The organism is Streptomyces sp. NPDC059456, from assembly GCF_042750055.1.
Lineage (GTDB): Bacteria > Actinomycetota > Actinomycetes > Streptomycetales > Streptomycetaceae > Streptomyces.
This window is the reverse complement of sequence record NZ_JBHYVA010000207.1, coordinates 1-12,330: the sequence shown is the minus strand read 5'-3', so window position 1 is coordinate 12,330 and position 12,330 is coordinate 1. Positions and strand designations below refer to the sequence as shown.

Annotated in this window: 10 protein-coding genes and 2 pseudogenes; 9 read left to right on the top strand and 3 right to left on the bottom strand. The window is 73.2% G+C overall.

Annotation, left to right across the window (positions count from 1 at the left end; genetic code table 11):
• The 5 genes and pseudogenes from ACFXA3_RS19630 to fxsT form a co-directional block, all read left to right on the top strand.
• Window positions 1–984 (top strand): annotated as a pseudogene (locus ACFXA3_RS19630) (hypothetical protein); the annotation flags it as partial.
• A 97-nt stretch (window positions 985–1,081) separates the two neighbouring features.
• Window positions 1,082–1,288, top strand: a complete 207-nt coding sequence (gene fxsA, locus ACFXA3_RS19625) for an FxSxx-COOH cyclophane-containing RiPP peptide (protein WP_385188353.1) — start codon at window positions 1,082–1,084, stop codon at window positions 1,286–1,288.
• A gap of 230 nt (window positions 1,289–1,518) precedes the next feature.
• The gene (locus tag ACFXA3_RS19620) at window positions 1,519–2,838 is read left to right on the top strand and encodes an FxsB family cyclophane-forming radical SAM/SPASM peptide maturase (protein WP_385188351.1); all 1,320 of its coding nucleotides are present in this window, start codon (window positions 1,519–1,521) and stop codon (window positions 2,836–2,838) included.
• Window positions 2,835–4,091 carry an HEXXH motif domain-containing protein gene (locus ACFXA3_RS19615; protein WP_385188350.1) on the top strand — a complete coding sequence of 419 codons (1,257 nt, stop codon included), beginning with the start codon at window positions 2,835–2,837 and terminating at the stop codon, window positions 4,089–4,091. Before ACFXA3_RS19620 ends, ACFXA3_RS19615 begins: the two co-directional genes overlap by 4 nt.
• A 64-nt stretch (window positions 4,092–4,155) precedes the next feature.
• Window positions 4,156–7,161 carry an FxSxx-COOH system tetratricopeptide repeat protein gene (gene fxsT / locus ACFXA3_RS19610; protein ID WP_385188348.1) on the top strand — a complete coding sequence of 1,002 codons (3,006 nt, stop codon included), beginning with the start codon at window positions 4,156–4,158 and terminating at the stop codon, window positions 7,159–7,161.
• Window positions 7,162–7,280: 119 nt separating this feature from the next.
• Here fxsT and ACFXA3_RS19605 read toward each other — a convergent pair whose 3' ends face one another.
• The 3 genes and pseudogenes from ACFXA3_RS19605 to ACFXA3_RS19595 all read right to left on the bottom strand — a co-directional run.
• Complete coding sequence (locus ACFXA3_RS19605) at window positions 7,281–7,655, bottom strand: hypothetical protein (protein WP_385188346.1); 375 nt, start codon at window positions 7,653–7,655, stop codon at window positions 7,281–7,283.
• A 151-nt stretch (window positions 7,656–7,806) separates the two neighbouring features.
• The gene (locus ACFXA3_RS19600) at window positions 7,807–8,514 is read right to left on the bottom strand and encodes a hypothetical protein (protein ID WP_385188344.1); all 708 of its coding nucleotides are present in this window, start codon (window positions 8,512–8,514) and stop codon (window positions 7,807–7,809) included.
• A 258-nt stretch (window positions 8,515–8,772) separates the two neighbouring features.
• Window positions 8,773–8,917, bottom strand: a pseudogene (locus ACFXA3_RS19595) (HD domain-containing protein); the annotation flags it as partial.
• A gap of 224 nt (window positions 8,918–9,141) precedes the next feature.
• On the opposite strand from ACFXA3_RS19595, the gene ACFXA3_RS19590 reads away from it, so the two are divergent.
• The 4 genes from ACFXA3_RS19590 (at window position 9,142) to ACFXA3_RS19575 (ending at window position 11,362) form a co-directional block, all read left to right on the top strand.
• Window positions 9,142–10,326 (top strand): helix-turn-helix domain-containing protein, encoded by a 1,185-nt coding sequence (locus ACFXA3_RS19590; RefSeq protein ID WP_385188342.1) that lies wholly within the window; start codon window positions 9,142–9,144, stop codon window positions 10,324–10,326.
• Between the two features lie 111 nt (window positions 10,327–10,437).
• Window positions 10,438–10,659 (top strand): hypothetical protein, encoded by a 222-nt coding sequence (locus tag ACFXA3_RS19585; protein WP_385188340.1) that lies wholly within the window; start codon window positions 10,438–10,440, stop codon window positions 10,657–10,659.
• Window positions 10,659–10,832 carry a hypothetical protein gene (locus tag ACFXA3_RS19580; protein ID WP_385188338.1) on the top strand — a complete coding sequence of 58 codons (174 nt, stop codon included), beginning with the start codon at window positions 10,659–10,661 and terminating at the stop codon, window positions 10,830–10,832. The genes ACFXA3_RS19585 and ACFXA3_RS19580 overlap by 1 nt, the downstream gene beginning before the upstream one ends.
• 104 nt (window positions 10,833–10,936) lie before the next feature.
• A complete protein-coding gene (locus tag ACFXA3_RS19575) occupies window positions 10,937–11,362 on the top strand; it encodes a hypothetical protein (RefSeq protein ID WP_385188336.1) in 426 nt (141 codons plus the stop codon).
• The last annotated feature ends 968 nt before the right edge of the window (window positions 11,363–12,330 follow it).

The window sequence follows — 12,330 nt, the reverse complement described above, 5'->3', positions numbered from 1 at the left end:
CCCGCCCTCCGCCGGGTCCTGCTCGCGCTGCTGCCCCGCACCCCCGACCCGCAGGAGCGCGCCGCCCTGGCCGGGGAGGCCGCCGAGCACCTGGCGGCCGGACTGGCCGCCGAGCCGTCGGGGGCGGCGGCCGCCCGCGTACGCGTGGAGCTGGCCACCGCCCTGCGGTACCTGCCCCCGCGGCTGGAGGAGGCCGCCGGACAGCTGGACCTGGCCCTGGCCGAGGCCACCGGCGACCCGGAGCTGCGGCTGGCCGCCCTGGTGTGCCTGGCCCGGGTGCACCGGGCCCGGTCCGCGCGGGACACGGACCCGGCGGCCCTGGAGGACGCCGCCGAGGCGTACGGCAGGGCCCGCCGGCTGATCCCCCGCGACGGGGAGGCCTACGGGGAGCTGCTGCCCGAGTGGGGCGACGTCCTCCTGGACCGGGCGCGGGCCGCCGGCGGGCGGCGGTTCACCTCGACGGCCGTACGGGTGCTGCGCGACAGCCGGGCCGCGGTCCCGCAGTCCGACCCCGGATCCGCGCAGCGGCTGGTGCGGCTCGCGGAGGGGCTGCGGCTGCGGCACGCGTACGAGGGCGACGTGGTGGACCTGCGGGAGGCGGAGTACCTGCTGGAGCTGGCCGTCCGGCAGAGCCGCGGCCCGCTGGAGCAGGCCCGCGCCTGGCGGGAGCACGGCGACGTCCAGCAGGAGATCCACGCGCACACCCGGGCGCTGGACCGGCTCGACCGGGCGGCGGACTCCTACCGGCGGGCGTGGCGGGCCGCGCTGGCCGCCGACCGGGCGGAGCGGCGGGTGGTGGCGGTGGAACTGGCGGCCCGGGTGCAGGAGCTGAGGGGAGAGGTGCTCGAACGGCTGGCGCGGCCCCGGGCGGCGCTGGAGGCCTACCGCTCGGCCGTGGAGCTGTGGACGCGGCTCGGGGAGCCCGCCGCCGAGCGGCGGGAGGCCCTGCGGTCACGGGTCCGCACCCTGGAGGCGGGGCTGTGACGGGTCCGCCGGGTCCCGGCCGGGCTTGGCGGGCGTGGGCCGGGGAAAAGTGCAGGGGACCAGCGGACGCGCGACGCGACAGGGGGGCGGGCAGCCCATGGTGACTCGGCAGCAGGAAGCGGAAACGGAGGGCTCCGCCGGGCCCGGGCCCTGTTCCGGGCCGCTACCGGACCTCTCCGGGTTCGATCTGGCCGCACTGCGCGGGATCGACCATCCCGTGCTCGCCCGGGTCATCGAAGGGATGGTGGAGCGGGTCACCCACCCCGCCGAGATCCTCAACGCCTTCGACTCCGGAGTGGCCTGACCCGCGCCGGGCTCCGCATCCGGACCCGGATCCGGCCCCGCATAGGCCCTGCATCGGCCCCGCATCCGGCCCCGCCCGGCCCGGATCGCGGGCCCGTCGCGCGGCCCGGCCCCCTTACGCACCGCATTCCCAAGGCAACGCAGAGCAGCCACAGTTGACCCGTTTCCGCCGTTAGCAGGTGCCGTCCGCCGGGCAGGGATGCACCGACCGCGGCGCGGGAGGTACGAACGATGAGGCAGACCAACACGAGCGACGTCGTGCTGCCCTCCCACCGGATCCACGCGCCCTGGCCGTACGCCCGGCTCGACGTGCCCGCGCTGCGCGCCGCAGGCCACCGGCCCCACCCCGTACGCCAGTTCGTGCTCAAGACGCGCAGCCGCTGCAACCTCGCCTGCACCTACTGCTACGTCTACGAGATGGCCGACCAGGGCTGGCGCGGGCAGCCCGTCGCCATGTCCCCGGCCACCGTCGCCCGCGCGGCCGAGCGGATCGCCGAGCACGCCGCCGCCCACGCCCTGACCCGCGTCGACCTCGTCCTGCACGGCGGCGAACCCCTGCTCACCGCCCCCGCCGAACTGGCCGCCCCCGTCGACGCCGTACGGGCCGCCCTCGCCCGGACCTCCCCGCGGACCCGGGTCACCGCCACCGTCCAGACCAACGGCACCCTGCTCACCCGCGGCCGGCTCACCGCGCTGGCCACGGCCGGGATCCGCGTCGGCGTCAGCCTCGACGGCGGACTGCCCGCGCACAACCTGCGCCGCGTGGACCACACCGGGCGCCCCGGGTTCGGCGCCGCCGCCCGCGGTCTGCGCCTGCTCGCCCGGCACCCCGGGAGCTACGCCGGGGTGCTCTGCGTCGTCGACCTTGCCCAGGACCCGGTGGAGACGTACGAGTCGCTGCTCGACTTCGCCCCGCCGGTCATCGGACTGCTCCTGCCGCTCGCCAACCGGAGCACCCCGCCGCCCGGCCACCGCCCGCCCGCCACCCCGTACGCCGACTGGCTCGTCGCCGTCTTCGACCGCTGGTGGCACGAGGCGGTGCTGCGGACCCGGATCCGGATCTTCGAGGAGATCATCGCCCTGCTGATCGGACTGCCCACCGCCACCGAGACCCTCGGCCTGGCCCCCGCCACCACCGCCGTGATCGAGTCCGACGGCGGCATCGAACAGGCGGACTCGCTGAAATCCGCCTACGAGGGCGCCGCGGCCACCGGACTGAACGTGGAGAGCGACGGCTTCGACGCGTTCCTCGACCACCCCGGACTCGTCGCCCGCCAGCTCGGCCGGGCAGCCCTCGCCGACGGCTGCCGCTCCTGCGAACTCGTCGAGGTATGCGGCGGCGGCCACTACCCGCACCGCTACCGCGCCGGCGAGGGCTTCCAGGGGCCGTCCGTGTACTGCGCCGACCTCCAGGCCGTCATCCGCCACATCGCCGCAGCCCTCCACCGCGCGACGGCCGGCACCGCGCCCGCGCAGCCGGCCGACCCGGACGCCGGCCCGCCCGGAACGGTCACCGCCGGCCAGGCGACCCCGCGGGCGGCCGCCTCATGACCGATTCGCTGGCGGGGTTCACCGTCACCTCCGCCACCCTGCGCGCCCTCGCCTCCACCGAGCCCTCCGCCGACGGCAGCGCCCTGGTCCGCGACATCCGCCGCTCCAAGCGGCTCGTCCTGCTGCGCGGGGTGCTCGACGCCGCCCCCGGCGGCCGGGCCGGGGAGGCCGCCGACCACTGGGCGCTGCTGGAGGAGGCCGAACGGCACGCCCCCGACGCCGTGCGCGACGTACTGCACTACCCCGCCACCGGCGTGTGGGCCGAGGAGACCCTGCGCCGGCTGCACGCCCCGTACGGGCCCCCGGCCGATCTCGGCCACCTCGGGGCGCTCGCCGCCGCCGCGGCCCTGCGCTCCGGCATCGCCTTCAAGGCCACGCTGCGGCCCGTGCACGGCCGGCTCGTCCTGCCCACCCTCGGGCTGCTGCGCCCCGCCCGCCCCGGCCCGCTCGCGCTCACCGAAGGCTCCTGGGACCCCGACGACCCCACCACCCTCGCCTTGCACACCCTGCCCGGCGGCCGCACCGCCCTCGACGACCTCGACCCCTACCGCGCCCCCGGCCCCGCCCACCCCACGCCCGTACGCCCCGCCCGCCGGCTCACCCCCAAGGGCCACAAGCGCTGGGACACCCAGTGGTCCGGCGCGCTCACCCTCCTCGACCGGTACGACACCGCCCGCGCCGAGGAGATCGGCCTGCTGCTGCGCTCCGTCGTCCCGCTCGGCGGCGGCTCCCGCTCCAGCGGCGCCACCCTGCCCGCGGCCGCCGGCTCCGTCCTCGCCCGCACCCAGGCCCCGCCCGCCCTGGCCGCCACCCTCGTCCACGAGGTCCAGCACGGCAAGCTGACCGCCCTCGCCGACGTACTGACCCTGCACACCGCCGACCGCACGCCCCGCCACTGGGCCCCCTGGCGCAGCGACCCCCGCCCGCTGGAGGGACTCCTGCACGGCGCGTACGCCCATCTGGCCCTGGCCGGGTACTGGCAGCGCGCCGCCCTCTACGGCGCCCGCGGCGCCTGGGCCCAGCACGCCCGGATCCGCGCCCAGGTCGCCGCCGTCCTGCCCACCCTGCACCGGGACGCACAACTCACCACAGCGGGACGGGAGTTCACCGCGGCGATGGCCGCCGCCGAACGGGCCATGGACGATCTGCCGCCGCCCGGCGACCAGCACGCCACCGCCCGCCGCGCCGTCGACCGGGAACGCCGGACCTGGTGCGCACGGCACCCCGAACTCGCCCTGTTCACACAGGGCTGACGGGCCGTCCGCTGCGGTACCTTTTCAACCCCGTCCACCGCCCGGATGTCAGGGAGACGGCCGCATGACCACCGGACTTCGCCAGGACCGAGACCGCGACGGAGCCGCACAGCCGCAGCGCTTCGTCATCAGCTTCGCCGGGTTCAACCGGCCCTGGGCCGTGTGGATCGCCCACCGCCTGGAGGAGCACGGCCACCGCGTCGCCCTCGCACGCTGGGACCCGCAGTCCAGCCCCGGACTCGCCCCCGCCCTCGACGACCTGGCCCGCAGCGGCAGCCGGGTCCTGCTCATCCTCAGCGAACGCTACTTCTCGGCCGCCGCCCACACCGACGAGGAGTGGAACACCGCCCTGCGCACCGTCACCGACCACCACCCCGACCGGTTCGCGGCCGTCTGCCTCACCGACGCCCCGCTGCCCAGCGCCGTCGCCGTGCTGGAGAAGACCGACCTGTGGGGCCTGGACGCGTACGAGGCCGAATACCGGGTGCTGCGCCGGCTCGAACTGCCCACCGACCGGATCGGCACCGAGACCGGCCGCCGCGGCCCCCGCTTCCCCAACGACCCGCCCGAGATCTGGGGCCGCGTCCCGCGCCGCAACCCCCGCTTCACCGGCCGCAACGACGTCATCGGCCGGCTGCGCGCCGCCCTCGCCGACGCCCCGCCCGGCGCCTCGACCGTCACCCTGCTCGGCCTGTCCGGGGTCGGCAAGACGCAGGTCGCCACCGAGTACGCGTACCGCTTCGCCTCCGAGTACGACGTCGTGTGGTGGGTCCCCGCCGAGGACCGGCCCACCCTGCGCGAACGGCTCGCCGACCTGGCCCCCGCGATGGGCCTGCCGCTCGGCGCGGGCAGCTACGGCGAGCAGATCCGGGCCGTGCTGGAAGCGCTGCGCCGCGGATCCCCGTACAGCCGCTGGCTGATGGTCTTCGACGGCTGCGACAACCCCGACGACCTCACCGACCTCCTGCCGTCGGGCGCGGGCGACGTCATCATCACCTCCCGCAACCGCGAATGGGCCTCCCGGCAGACCAGCCTCCTCGAAGTCCCGCTGTACGCCCGGCCCGAATCCGTCACCTTCATCCGCCGCCGCGCCCGCCGCCTCACCGGCGGCGAGGCCGACCAGCTCGCCGAGGCCCTGGAGGACTACCCCCTCGCCCTCGACCAGACCGCCGGCTGGCTCGCCGACTCCCCGCTGACGGTGGGCGACTACCTGGCCCTGCTCCAGCGCAGACTCGACTCCCGCGAGGCGGTCACCGTCTCCGACGACTACCCGCTGCCCTTCCCCACCGCCCTGGCGATACTGCTCAACAACGTCCGGGAGAACTTCCCCGACGCGCTGTCCCTGCTGCGGCTGTTCGTGTTCTTCGCCCCGGGGCCGGTGCCGCTGCGGCTGCTGCGCGAGTTCCCCGCCGACGACGTGCCCGAGCAGCTCGCCGGACTCATCAACGACCAGATCCGGTGGAACGCCGCCCTCAACAAGCTCGTCCAGTTCTCCGTCGTCCGCCTCGAATACTCCGACCTGTCGGTGGAGGAGGGCGGCGGCCTGGAGACGGTCCAGCTGCACCGCATGGTGCACGGCATCGTCCGCGAGAACCTCTCCGAGGAGGAGGCCGAACCGCTCTCCCGCGCCGTCCGGCAGGTCCTCGCCGCCGCCGACCCCGGCCGGCCCTCCGACTCCCGGCTCTGGCCCCGGTACGCCGAACTGATCCCGCACCTGGAGACCGCCGGCGTACTGACCAGCAGCAACCCGCGGATCCAGACCTTCCTGCTGCACTGCCTGCGCTACCTGATCCTCGCCGGCGAGTACCGCACCTGCCTGCGGCTCGCCGAACAGACCGACGCCGTGTGGCGCACCATGCTCGGCGACGACCACGACCAGGTCCGCGAGCTCAGCTACCACCACGGCGGCGCCCTGCGGATGCTCGGGCACTTCAAGCGCGCCGAGGTCCTCGCCAAATCGGTTGCCGACCGGATGCTCGCCGAACGGGGCGACCGCGACCTGGAGACCCTGCGCGCCACCAGCACCTACGCCGGGGTGCTGCTCGGCACCGCCAAGTTCGAGGAAGCCCGCGAACTGCTGGAACACGCCCTCGCCCGCTACCGCGAACTGCTCGGCGAGGACGACTCCACCACCCTCAACGCCGAGAACAACGTCGCGGTCGCCCTGCGCCTGCTGGGCCGCTACCAGGAGGCCTACGACACCGACCTCGACACCCTGCGCCGCCGCGAACGGGTCCTGCGCGTACGGCACATCGCCACCCTCTCCTCCGGCATCGGCTGCGCGATGGGGCTGCGCCTGATGGGCCGCTACCGCGAAGCCCTCGCCCGGCAGGAACAGGGCCTCAAACTCAACTCCCAGGTCCTGGGCACCAACCACCCCCAGACCCTGCGCGCCGAGCACAACCTCGGCATGTGCCTGCGCCGCTCAGGTGACATCCCCGGCGCCGGAGCCCGGCTGCGCAGCGTCCTGGAACGCTCCACCCGCGTCTTCGGCGCGGAGTTCCCCTGGACGCTGATGGTGGCCTCCGACTACGCCACCTACCTGCGGGAGTACGGGGACGTCGGCGAAGCCCGCCGGATCTCGGAGGAGGTCGTCCGCGGCTACCAGACGCAGCTGGGGCTGGCCCACCCGTACAGCATCGGCACGGTCGGCAACCTCGGCCTCGTCCTGCGCGCCCAGGGCGAACGCACCGAGGCCCTCAACCTGGCGGAACAGGCCCTGGTCGGCATGCGCGGCGCGGTCGGCGACCGCCACCCGTGGACCCTGGGCTGCGCCCTGAACGCCACCGGCCACCGCAACATCACGGGGCACTTCGAGGACGCGGTGTCCCTCAGCCGCGAAACCCTCCGGGGCTGCGAACAGATCCTGGGCCCGGACCACCCGATGACCCTGAGCGCCCAGATCGCCCTGGCGGCGGACCTCCGCTCGGTCCGCGAGGACACGGAAGCCCAGAAACACGAGGACGCGGGCCTGCGCGCACTGACCCGCACCCTGGGCCCGCAACACGTCCACACGGTCTCGGCCCGCCAGCAGATGCGCCCGTACTGGGACTTCGAGCCGCAGCCGTAGGCGGCACCGGACGCGGTCCGCCCGCGTGGCGTCCGGCGCCCGGTCTCGCAGCGGCACTGGCCGCGAGACCGGGCACCGGCGCGACGCTCAGCCGTCGTCCGAGGTGACGACGGCGCGGCTCACTTGAGCATGATGCTGGCCCCGAAAATGTTGCCGACCTCCGCGCATTCCTTGACGTTGGCCCGGCTGAAATAGGGAGTGCTGGCGGTGCCGGTCAGTCCCTTCGCGGTGGAGGTGCAGTACCAGTTGCTCGCCCCCTTGTACTCCACCTTGTACACCTCGCTCTTTCCCGCCGCTATGTTTCCCGAGCACTTCGTCGCGACGTCCGTGTGGACGCAGATGTTCGCGATGGTCGCCGAGAAGTTGCTGAGGCGGAAAGCCGCGACCGGCGCCGCCTGGCTCGCGGGTGCGGTCACGATCATTCCCGCGCCGACGGCCGCCACCATCCCGGCGACCGTTGCCAGCCGGGTGCTCCGCTTGACGGTTCGAGACATGTTTTCCTCCAGTTGTGGTAATTCCGTGCTGCGATATGTGAATGGACCGGTCAGTGAGTGCGTGACAGGCGCACCGGCGGTCCTCTGGCTAATCGGCGCATCCATCCGTCGGTCCCCGACGTGAACGATCCCGGCGGTCCGGGGGCGGTCGTCAGACCCCGCAACGGTGCTGTTCGGCCTGCCGTGCGATCTCGCCGAGCTCCCGCCGGGCCGCGTCCGCCTCCTCGCGCACGCCGTCGAGCCGCTCCTCCAGCTGGGCGACCCGCTCGCGGTAACGCTCCAGCTCGGCCCGTACGAACGCCACGTCCGCGACCTGCTGCGCGGCCTCCTGGCGGATCTTGTCCGCCTGCTCCTCGAACCGGTGCTTGGCCACGTCCAGTTGGGCGACGGCCAGATCCGCGGCCTCCTCCGCCAGCGCGGTGCGCTGCTCGGCGTCCAGGGTCCGCTCGGCCGCGGCCCGGGTCACCGTCCGGATGCGCTCCTCGGCGGCGGCCGAGTCCGTGATGAGGGCCAGTTCCTCGATGTAGCCCGGCAGGTCCGCGGACAGCCGGGAGATGAGCGCCACGAGGTCGGCACGCGCATCGGATCCGTCCACGCCCGGTATTGCGGTCTCCACCGCCGCCCGCTCGACGGAAAGGCCGTCCGCGGCGGCCGCCGCCCCGGCCGCCTTCTTGGCCTCGGCGGCCTGACGCTTCTCGTCCTTGCGCTGCTGCCGCTTGGCCCGGAACTTGCGGAACGCACCCAGCGCGTTGTGGTCGGGGTGAGCGCAGTACCGGGGCTCGGGGTTGCCGGGCGTCGGCGCCTCGGGGTGGTTGGTGCACTCCGGGTAAGCGCAGAGGGGAAGCGTCTCGACCGTCATTTTTCCGCCTTCTCACGAAATTTCGGGCTTCCCCAAAAACGAACCGTCACCGGGTACGGCTCACGCCGACCGGTTGCACTCGGGGATGTGTGAACACGCTAGAGGCAGCAGGGCACTTGTGGCCGTCCCGACAGGGGCACGTCAGACTTCGGTAAGATCATCAACCACCCGTCGCCAAGCCCCCGAGGCTGCGCGAGCGGATGCCCGTCCGTGGCGTCAGGCCTTCTCGCCGGCCGGCGCGTACTTCCTCCCCGGCTACGCGATGAGCGACGTCCGCCACGCGTGCTCGGCGACGCTCTCGGGGTCGTTGACGCCGGCCATCCACCAGCCGGTACGGCGGGTGTGCTTGAGCGTGCCCGCTTCGTAGAGGAGGCGGCGCCACCGCGGACAGATCGTCAGCCACTGTCCCTCCATCTGGCGTCCCCGCCCCGCGCCCCTCTCCTGCCGGCTGTCGGCCGCCCCAAGCCCCCACACTGCAAGGGCCTTGCTGGTGGGTTTGGGCTGCCTCCACCCGGCCGCAGATGCTCTCGTGGCAGGGAGCGCACGGTGGCCCTCAGCCCTTGGGCCAGAAGGGGATCCTGTCGTGTGCCGGTACCGTTCAGATGTCGAGTCTGAACGGGAGCCACCATGCACTCTCTACCGAACGACCACACCGGCGCGCGCATGAAGCGCCTGCGCCTCGAACGCCACCTCACCCAACAGGCCGTATCGGATCTGTCCCAGGTCCCGTACAGCACGTACACGAAGACCGAACAGGGCGTCATCCCGGCCAGCCCGCATCTGATCGCTGCGGTGGCTCGCGCCCTTCGGGTGTCCGTCGACGTGATCACAGGACAGCCGTACGCCACCGAACTCCGTGCCGACGAGCTGGACATCCTGATCCGGCCGATCCGCCAAGCCCTGGATGTGTACGACCTCGGCGCCGACCCGGACATCACCCCACGAGTGCACCAGCTGCTCACCGACGACGCCGAGGCCCTCCTCGTCGCGGTCCGGGCCGGGGAGATCAAGCAAACTGCCGGCCAGCTCCCCGGACTCATCCAAGAGGCGACCACGGCCGCCCACGCGGCGCCGGGCCGGGACCGCTGGCTGCTGCTGGCCAGCCTCTACCGCACTGCCTACGACGTCGCCAGCAAGCTCGGCTACTACGACCTCGCGGCACTGGCCCTCGCCCGCATGGACTGGGCGGCCGAGCGTGGCTCAGACGCGGTGTTCGGCGGCATGTACCGGTACATGCGCGCGCTCACCTATCTCAGGGACGGCGAGTACCGTACCGGGGAGCGCCTGGTAGACCTCGGACTGCGCACTCTGGCGCAGGCGGATCCGTCCCGGGAGCGGGAGGTCGTCACAGGGCAGCTGCACCTCGGCGCAGCGGTGATGGCCGGCCGGTCCAAGGACGGCGGCCGCGCCGAGGGACACCTCGCCGAAGCGGAGCGGATCGCGGTGGGAACGGGCGAAGCCGTCAGTACGCACTGGCTGGCGTTCGGCCCGACGAACGTTGCCGTGCACCGAGTCAGCGTGCTCGCCGAGCTCGACGAGTACGGGCAGGCCGCACAGGCGGGCCGAAGCGTGACGATCCCGGGCGACTGGCCGAAGTCCCGTCGGTCGCACCACTATGCGGAGCTGGCCCGGGCGCAGATGTGGACGGGGGACCTCGACGCCTCGTTCCAGAACCTGTTGAAGGCGAGAAAGTCGGCGCCGCAGCAGGCCCGCTACCACCAGACGGTTCGCGAGACCTACGCCGGCCTGGAAGCGGCCCGTCGTCAACTCCCGGACTCCTTCATGTCATACGGGTCCTGGCTGGGCGTATAACACTGCGCGATCCATTGGCCCCGGCTATCAATATGTCGTGATAGTCGGGGCCTTGCCGTGCTCTCACACTCATCTCACCACCACGGATGAGGCAGAGAGCGAGACCCCGTGATGCATGAAGCAGTAACCCACCCCTTTGAGTACCTACCTCACGCGCTGCTCCACAAGCGGGTGCGGGACATCGCGTCCGGTGTCGAGGGGGAGCTCATGGCGGTGGTCCGGGAGGACGTCTCCGACACCCCCGCCCGTGAGCACTGGGTGAAGCTGGCCTATGTCCGGGGCCCGTCCGGCCGGGAGATCTCCACGGCCGTGGCCAACATCGAGGCCGTCTGATGGAGGCCGCCGACCTGTTCCCGCGACTGCCGGTGCCCCCGGACTCCTGCGCCGAGTGCGCCGCCCACGTCTTGGCCCGCTTCCAGGCCCACGTGGACCGCGACCGCTCGCGCGTCAGCGACATGAACGTCCTGATCATGCGACACCACCCCGAACTCCGTTCCCGCGGCTGAGCGTCCGGCCCGTCGCGGCGCACTGCGCGTCGCTGTCATCCCCGACACCCGAGAGGAAACCCAGATGGCAACCGAGACCTTGGGGCAGTCCGCACGACACCTTTGTGGCGCGCCTCGTGGTGCGTGACAACGACGGCGTGGACGAAGTGCTCGCCGAACGGATCGTCGACGAGGTCATCAAGTTCGTCGTGACGGCCGTGACGGCCGCGACGGCCACCGGGCGGCACCTGCATCTCGCGAGGACCGTCTACGCGGGATGGCGCGCACTCATCCTCCACACGGAGACGTACCGGCAACCATGTGCGTCGGTCGCCCGGTTCGTGGACCACGGGCCAGAGGGGCCGGAGACGCTGAAGCGTGACGCGGACACCCTCGACCGGACGATGGAAGCGATCCGCGAGGCCGGGTATGCGCCCGATGCGTATCTGTGGGGAACTCTGGCGGACACGGAGATCCACGCCGGAGACTGCATGCACAGCGAGTGCACGGAGGGCGGGTCGGCGTGCGCTGCGCCGCCGCCGGCCGGCTGACCGGCCCCTTCCTCTACAGTCGAGTGACTACGTTCCGCGTCGAAGGGGTTGCGGTGAGTGAAGATCCTGACGAGTCTCGTCCACAGGAGTGGGTCGACCCTCGGTTCCACGGCGTGGCGGCAGCCTTCGCCGCGACCCGGGTTGATCGCCGGCCCGGCAGGCGCCCCCGTCGAGTGTGCCCCCATGGGTCCGGCGTGACCGTCATGGTGGACCCCGACACGGGCGCCTCCCGGAACGTCGCGTGCGAGGCGTGCTCCACGACTGACACCTGATCGCCGCCACGTCTCCTCAGCCGCGTAGCGATCCGTGGCGGCCTATGTCCAGCCCCGGACGGGCGTCGGACGCCGTCGGTGAGGAGCGCGTAGCGATCGGATGCGAGCGGTGGCTCCCGATGTTCGGCAGGCCGCTGCTTCATGCAGGTACGGCCGACACCGGCCCCGGGACACGCCAGTTGGTGGGCCCCGGGCGTGAGCCTGCCCGATGCCCCGGCCCCCGACACCGGCCTGCCGGGCGGTGGTGCCTGGCAGGCTGCCGCCAGCGGGGACCGGGCAGTTGCCCCCTGACCTCCCCGCTCATTGCCCTCTGACCCGTGCCGTTCTTTCGGGGCTTCCCGGCAGTCCTTGTCTTTCCGGGGTGGGACGGGCGGTCAAGGGTGGCCGCAGGCCATCGCGCAGCGACGCGACCGCAGGGAGCGCCCTTGACGGGCCGGCCCGCACCGGAAGGACGATGGGACTGACGGGAAACCCCCGAACCCTCCCTGATCCGGTGCGATCGGATGCCGCACCCCGAAGCAACAGGCCCGCCGGTGGGGGCGGGTGGGCAACCGCCGCTCGGCGGTGGTGGGGAGAGGGGGGTGAAGGCCCCGAGTCGGCGGAGCCCCGTAGGTGCCGCAAGGCGGTCGAAGACCCCGCCCCCCGCGACGATCCGAGGCCCCGGACACCTCCGGACAGGCCCCGTACCCCCCGGAC

What these genes read in the sequence shown, in the direction of transcription:
- ACFXA3_RS19600 (WP_385188344.1), bottom strand. Translation starts at nt 8,514, where the DNA reads ATGACGGTCGAGACGCTTCCCCTCTGCGCTTACCCGGAGTGCACCAAC.
- ACFXA3_RS19580 (WP_385188338.1), top strand. Translation starts at nt 10,659, where the DNA reads ATGGAGGCCGCCGACCTGTTCCCGCGACTGCCGGTGCCCCCGGACTCC.
- ACFXA3_RS19615 (WP_385188350.1), top strand. Translation starts at nt 2,835, where the DNA reads ATGACCGATTCGCTGGCGGGGTTCACCGTCACCTCCGCCACCCTGCGC.
- ACFXA3_RS19620 (WP_385188351.1), top strand. Translation starts at nt 1,519, where the DNA reads ATGAGGCAGACCAACACGAGCGACGTCGTGCTGCCCTCCCACCGGATC.
- ACFXA3_RS19605 (WP_385188346.1), bottom strand. Translation starts at nt 7,655, where the DNA reads ATGTCTCGAACCGTCAAGCGGAGCACCCGGCTGGCAACGGTCGCCGGG.
- fxsT (WP_385188348.1), top strand. Translation starts at nt 4,156, where the DNA reads ATGACCACCGGACTTCGCCAGGACCGAGACCGCGACGGAGCCGCACAG.
- ACFXA3_RS19590 (WP_385188342.1), top strand. Translation starts at nt 9,142, where the DNA reads ATGCACTCTCTACCGAACGACCACACCGGCGCGCGCATGAAGCGCCTG.
- ACFXA3_RS19585 (WP_385188340.1), top strand. Translation starts at nt 10,438, where the DNA reads ATGCATGAAGCAGTAACCCACCCCTTTGAGTACCTACCTCACGCGCTG.
- fxsA (WP_385188353.1), top strand. Translation starts at nt 1,082, where the DNA reads ATGGTGACTCGGCAGCAGGAAGCGGAAACGGAGGGCTCCGCCGGGCCC.